Source organism: Streptomyces sp. WELS2, from assembly GCF_013870595.1.
In the GTDB taxonomy this organism is placed as follows: Bacteria; Actinomycetota; Actinomycetes; order Streptomycetales; family Streptomycetaceae; genus Streptomyces.
The window spans coordinates 1-4,937 of the sequence record NZ_JACBWZ010000466.1 but is presented as its reverse complement, the minus strand read 5'-3'; the positions used below and the strand labels follow the sequence as shown (position 1 = coordinate 4,937).

Genomic DNA, 4,937 nt, shown 5'->3' with positions numbered 1-4,937 from the left:
CCGCGGCCGTTCGGACCCGCCAGCGGTGGACGAGCGTGCGGGAGGTGAGGTACACGAGCAGGCCGTCGCACAGGTGCCAGACGAAATGGGTGCCCACGGGGAACGAGCCGCAGACCCGCTCGTCCAGCGTGCGGGCGGTCAGCGAGACGGCGAACACCAGCGACGACCAGGCGAACGACCCCGCGTACGCGCGCAGTTCCGCCTCACCCGACACGCGCAGGGCCACGGTGATGCCGATGAGGAGCAGCAGGACCGGGACGTAGGTGCCGGACTTGTTGGGGATGTGGGGGCCCGCGAGGGCGATGAACAGGGCGAGGAAGCAGATGAAGGCGGCGACGCCGAGCAGGCACCGCCTGAGGGGCAGGCCGTGGAACCAGAGCAGGAAGCTCCCCAGGTACCAGAGCACGAAGAGGCCGATCGGGGCGACGTCGAGGACCTGGGACCAGCGGGTGCCTATGGTGTGGAAGGCGAAGCTGCCCAGACCGATGCAGACCATCAGCGGGGTCGTGAAGCCGACGCTGACCGGGATCCCGCGGCCGGCGGCGCGGTCCGGGCCGAGCATCCGCCAGATCGCGAGCGCGGCGATGAGGAAGGAGAGGTTGCTGACCGCGTTGACCGGCTCCGCCCAGAAGGCCGCCGAGACCCGCTCGCAGTACTGGTCGACGTGCTCGTTGAGGTTCATCGGCTGTTCCCTGTCGATTCCTTGTCCGATTCCAGCTGCGCCCGGGGGGCGACGTCCCGCTCCGCGCCGGCGTCGGTGTTCCGCTCGGCGCCGGTCCGCAGGGGGACGGCGAAGCGCTTGGTGTCCAGCACCGGCCCGGCCATCGCCGTGGTGACCACGGCCATCACGACCATCATCGAGTAGACGGTGCCGTCGATGAGGTGGAGTTCGAGGCCGACCGAGAGGATGACGAGCTCGGTGAGGCCCCGCATGTTCATCAGGGCCGAGAGCGGCAGCGCCAGTTTGTGGTCCATCCCGGCGAGCCGTGCCCCGCCGTACACGCCGGCCGCCTTGCCGGCCACCGCCACCACGAGGACGAGGGCGAGCGTCACCAGTGCCGACCCGCCGAAGCCCTCGAGGTCGACCTTCGACCCGGCGACCACGAAGTACAGCGGCAGCAGCAGCGCGCCGATGTGGTTCGCTCCCTCGATCATCCGTACGCGCAGGTCCTCGAAACCGCCGCGCGGCATGACGGCACCGAACGCGAAGGCGCCGAAGATGTAGTGCACGCCGAGCCATTCGGCGCTCCCGCAGGACAGCAGCAGCCCGACGACGAGAACCGGGAACAGTGCGAGCGGCGGCATCCGGCGGTCCGCGCAGCGGCGCAGCAGCCGGCCGAGCAGCGGGCGGACGACCGCGAGGAGGACCAGGACGTAGACGGGCAGCAGACTGATCCGCCACTGCGTGGCGCTGCCGAAGAAGGCCACCACGCCCGCCAGCGCCACCCAGGCCGCCAGGTCACCGAAGGCCGCGGCGGCCAGGGCGATGCCGCCGAGCGGGGTGCCGGTCAGGCGGCGGTCGGCGAGCACCCTGGCCAGTACCGGGAAGGCGGTGACGGACATGGCGATGCCGAGGAAGAGGACGAAGCCGGCCGTGGAGCCGGGGGCGTACCGTCCGGCCAGCGGCAGGGCGAGGAGCATGCCCGCGGCGAGCGGGACGAGGACCGAGCCGCAGGCGACGCCCAGCGCGCTGCCCTTCAGGCCGCGCAGCAGCGTGTGCTCCAGCTCGTAGCCCACGACGAACATGAACAGCGCGAGCCCCAGCCCGGAGAGGGCGGACAGCAGGGGCAGCACATCGGCGGGCATCAGCGCCTCGCGCACCGCCGCGGGGAGCACCAGGGGGCCGCAGACGACGCCCGCGACGATCTCGCCGACGACGGCCGGCTGGCGTACCCGGCGGGCGAGGGCGCCGAAGAGCTTGGCCACCGCCAGGAGGGCGCCGAGGCTGAGGAAGAAATGGACGGCCGTCGCACTGCTCATGGGTTCACCGCCACGGAGGATGAGGGTCGGGCCTGCGGAGCCGGACGCTCCGAACGGACGATCAGCGCGGCGGCGACGGCGCCGAGGGCGAGGAGGGCGACGGGCAGGTAGACGGAGTCGGCCAGGGCGGAGCCGAAGGCGGCCCGGAGTGCCTCGGGGACCGTCGTGCCGCCCTCGGCCCCGGTGCCTCCGGCGAGGTCCGGGGGCAGGCCGTGAACGGCCATCCTGGATGCCACGACGGCGCCCACCGCGGCGCTGCCGAGGACGGAGCCCACCTGGCGCAGCGCGTTGTACACGCCCGCGCCCGCCCCGGCCTGCTCGGGCGGCAGCCGGAGGGTGGCGGCCACGGCGAGCGAGGGCCAGATGCAGGCATTGGCGACGCCGGCCAGCGCTGCGCCGGCGAGGAACAGTCCGACGGGTGAATCGGGGGTCATGAGGAGCGCGAACCCGGCGAGTGTGGCCGCGAACAGCGCCAGGCCGGTCACGGGCGCCACCCGTGGATGCAGCCGATCGCCGAGGAGGGCGATGACGGGGACGAACACGATCGCCAGCAGCGCCATCGGGGCCAGCAGCAGCCCGGCCTTCGTCCCGGCCAGGTCGCGTACGGACTCCAGGTAGAGGTAGAGCGGCACCATCACGGCGGCCACCGCGGCGGCGGCGAGGCCGACGGCGAGGGCGGCCGCGGCGAAGGCGCGGTCCCGGAAGATGCCGAGGGGCAGCAGCGGATCGGTGGAGGTGCGGGCCTGGTGGGCGACGAAGACACCGAGCACCGCGAGTCCGGCGGCGACGGACCACCAGGTCCAGCCGCCCCAGCCCCGGCTGCCGCCCTCCTGGATGCCGAGGACCAGCAGTGACATGCCGATGCTGCTGAGCACCAGGCCGGTCAGGTCGAACCGGTGGGTGTGCGCGGGCAGCGCCGGTACGTAGCGGACGGCCAGGGCGAGCCCGGCGAGACCCACGGGGATGTTGACGTAGAAGATCCACTGCCAGCCGGCCCGGTCCACGAGGAGTCCGCCGAGCAGGGGGCCGATGAGGTTGGCGAGCCCGGCGACGGCGCCCCACAGGCTCATGGCCGCACTGCGCCGCTCCGGTGGGAAGGTCCGCGTGATCACGGCCATCGTCTGCGGGGTCACCAGGGCCGCGCCGACGCCCTGCACGGCGCGGGCCGCGATGAGCGCGCCGATGGCGGGAGCGAGCCCGCAGGCCAGGGAGGCGGCGGTGAACAGGGCGAGCCCGGTGAGGTAGACCCGTTTGGGCCCGAAGTGGTCGCCCAGCCGGCCCGCGGGCAGCAGCAGCGCGGCGAAGGTGAGCAGATAGGCGCTGGTGGCCCAGACGAGGGAGGTGACGTCGGCATGCAGACTGTCCATGATCACCGGGTTGGCGACGGCCACGATGGTCATGTCCAGCACCACCATGAAGTAGCCGACGATCAGCGCGGTCAGCGCCGGCCAGGGACGGGATGGAGCGGCCACGGGGAGGTCCTCACAGGAGCGTCACGGCAGGGGGCGGTGGGGCGGTCGGGGGGACGGGCCGTTCACTGCAGGCGGCTGACGGCGCGCTTGACCCAGAACGGGGCGAGCCCGAAGCCGCGGACGAGCCGGGTGAGCCGGCCGGGCGACGAGGTGCGCATGTGGTGGTCGAGCACCGGACCGAACACGACCTGCCAGTACGGCCACCGGCGGCCGAGCCGGCCGAGTTGCTCGCCGATGTCGATCGCCATGACGTGCACGGGTTCCTTGCTGTACGGGTGCGTCTTGACGATGGGCAGCCGCCGGCCGCCGATCCGCTCGTACGCGGGCACGAGTTTCTCGATGGCGTCCAGCACCAGGTAGCGGCAGTCGAGGTTGAAGGCGAGCCGGGCGATCTCCCGGAACAGTGCGAGGACGACGCCCGCGCCCCGGTGTTCGGGGTGGATGGCGAGCCGGGACACCTCGACGAACCGGCCGCGCCAGACGGGCAGGGGCAGGCCGGCGGTCTCGGTCTCGATCTCGCTGAGGGCCCGGTCGCCGTCATTGACCACCACCCGGCCAGTGCCCACCGGTTTCTGCCCCAGCAGGCAGACGAAACTGACCGCGTGGGCGTCGAGCCGGTCGGCCACCTCGGTGCTGTCCTGCACCCCGGCCAGCCGCCCGAAGCGCTGGTTCCCGAGGAGCCGCACCTCGAGGGCCTGACGGTAGGTCTCCTCGTCGGCGACGGTACGTACCGTCAGATACCGGGTCACCCGGCTCGGCCGTACCCCCGCGTTCCTCAGCTCGGGAAAGCCGAAGTCCGGGTCCGTGCCGACCAGGAGGGTCGCGCTGGTGCGCGCCGAGGCCCGGTCCACGATCCGGAAGCCGAACCGGACCCCCGCGGCCTCTTCCCGGCAGCCGGTCAGCTGGGCGGTGAGCCGCCAGTGCCCCAGCCACGGCAGCCAGGCCCGGATGCCGACCGCCATCCCGGGGGCCAGGCAGCGGCCGGGGTCGTCGGCCAGGAACTCCCCCTGGTACGGGGAGAGCCGGAGCACTCTGATCTCCAGGGGGCGGCCGAACAGGACGGCGGTGTCCAGCCGGGCGGTGACCGGCTGCGGCAGCGGACGGGTCCCGCCGGCGCCGAAGCCGGCCGGGAAGCGCGCGACGACACGGCCGCTCCGGTCGTCGATGCGGTAGTCGGTGGTGAACAGCGGGACCAGCCGGCGCCGGCGCAGCCGGGCGGCGTCGGCCCGGAAGGTGAGGGCCAGCCGCCCCCCGGGCGCCAGGTGGGCGAGCCGCTCCGGCTCGGGCACGGACAGCAGGAGCGTACCGTCCGCGGCCCGCTCCTCCAGCACGGCCGTCACCTTGCGCCGGCCCGACCAGATCAACACCTCCGGCCGGTGCAGGTCGGTCTTCCAGTAGGCGTACGTGGCCTCGGGGTCGATCGCTTCCGCGTGAACAAGTTCCATCGTCGCTCTCCTGCTGGCTTGCTGGGTCCGCGGCGCCCGG

Annotated in this window: 4 protein-coding genes; all 4 read right to left on the bottom strand. The window is 73.1% G+C overall.

The window, feature by feature from the left end; translation table 11 throughout:
- Window positions 1-682 (bottom strand): ceramidase domain-containing protein (locus H5J33_RS23350; RefSeq protein WP_181796864.1); only part of this gene is annotated, 682 nt, incomplete at its 3' end.
- On the bottom strand, window positions 679-1,980 hold the full coding sequence (locus H5J33_RS23345) for a cation:proton antiporter (RefSeq protein WP_181796863.1): 1,302 nt from the start codon (window positions 1,978-1,980) through the stop codon (window positions 679-681). The genes H5J33_RS23350 and H5J33_RS23345, both read right to left, overlap by 4 nt.
- On the bottom strand, window positions 1,977-3,452 hold the full coding sequence (locus tag H5J33_RS23340) for a DHA2 family efflux MFS transporter permease subunit (RefSeq protein WP_220212667.1): 1,476 nt from the start codon (window positions 3,450-3,452) through the stop codon (window positions 1,977-1,979). The genes H5J33_RS23345 and H5J33_RS23340 overlap by 4 nt, the downstream gene beginning before the upstream one ends.
- A 62-nt stretch (window positions 3,453-3,514) precedes the next feature.
- Entirely contained in the window at window positions 3,515-4,897 is a 1,383-nt protein-coding gene (locus H5J33_RS23335; protein WP_181796862.1) for a GNAT family N-acetyltransferase, read from the bottom strand.
- Between the last annotated feature and the right edge of the window lie 40 nt (window positions 4,898-4,937).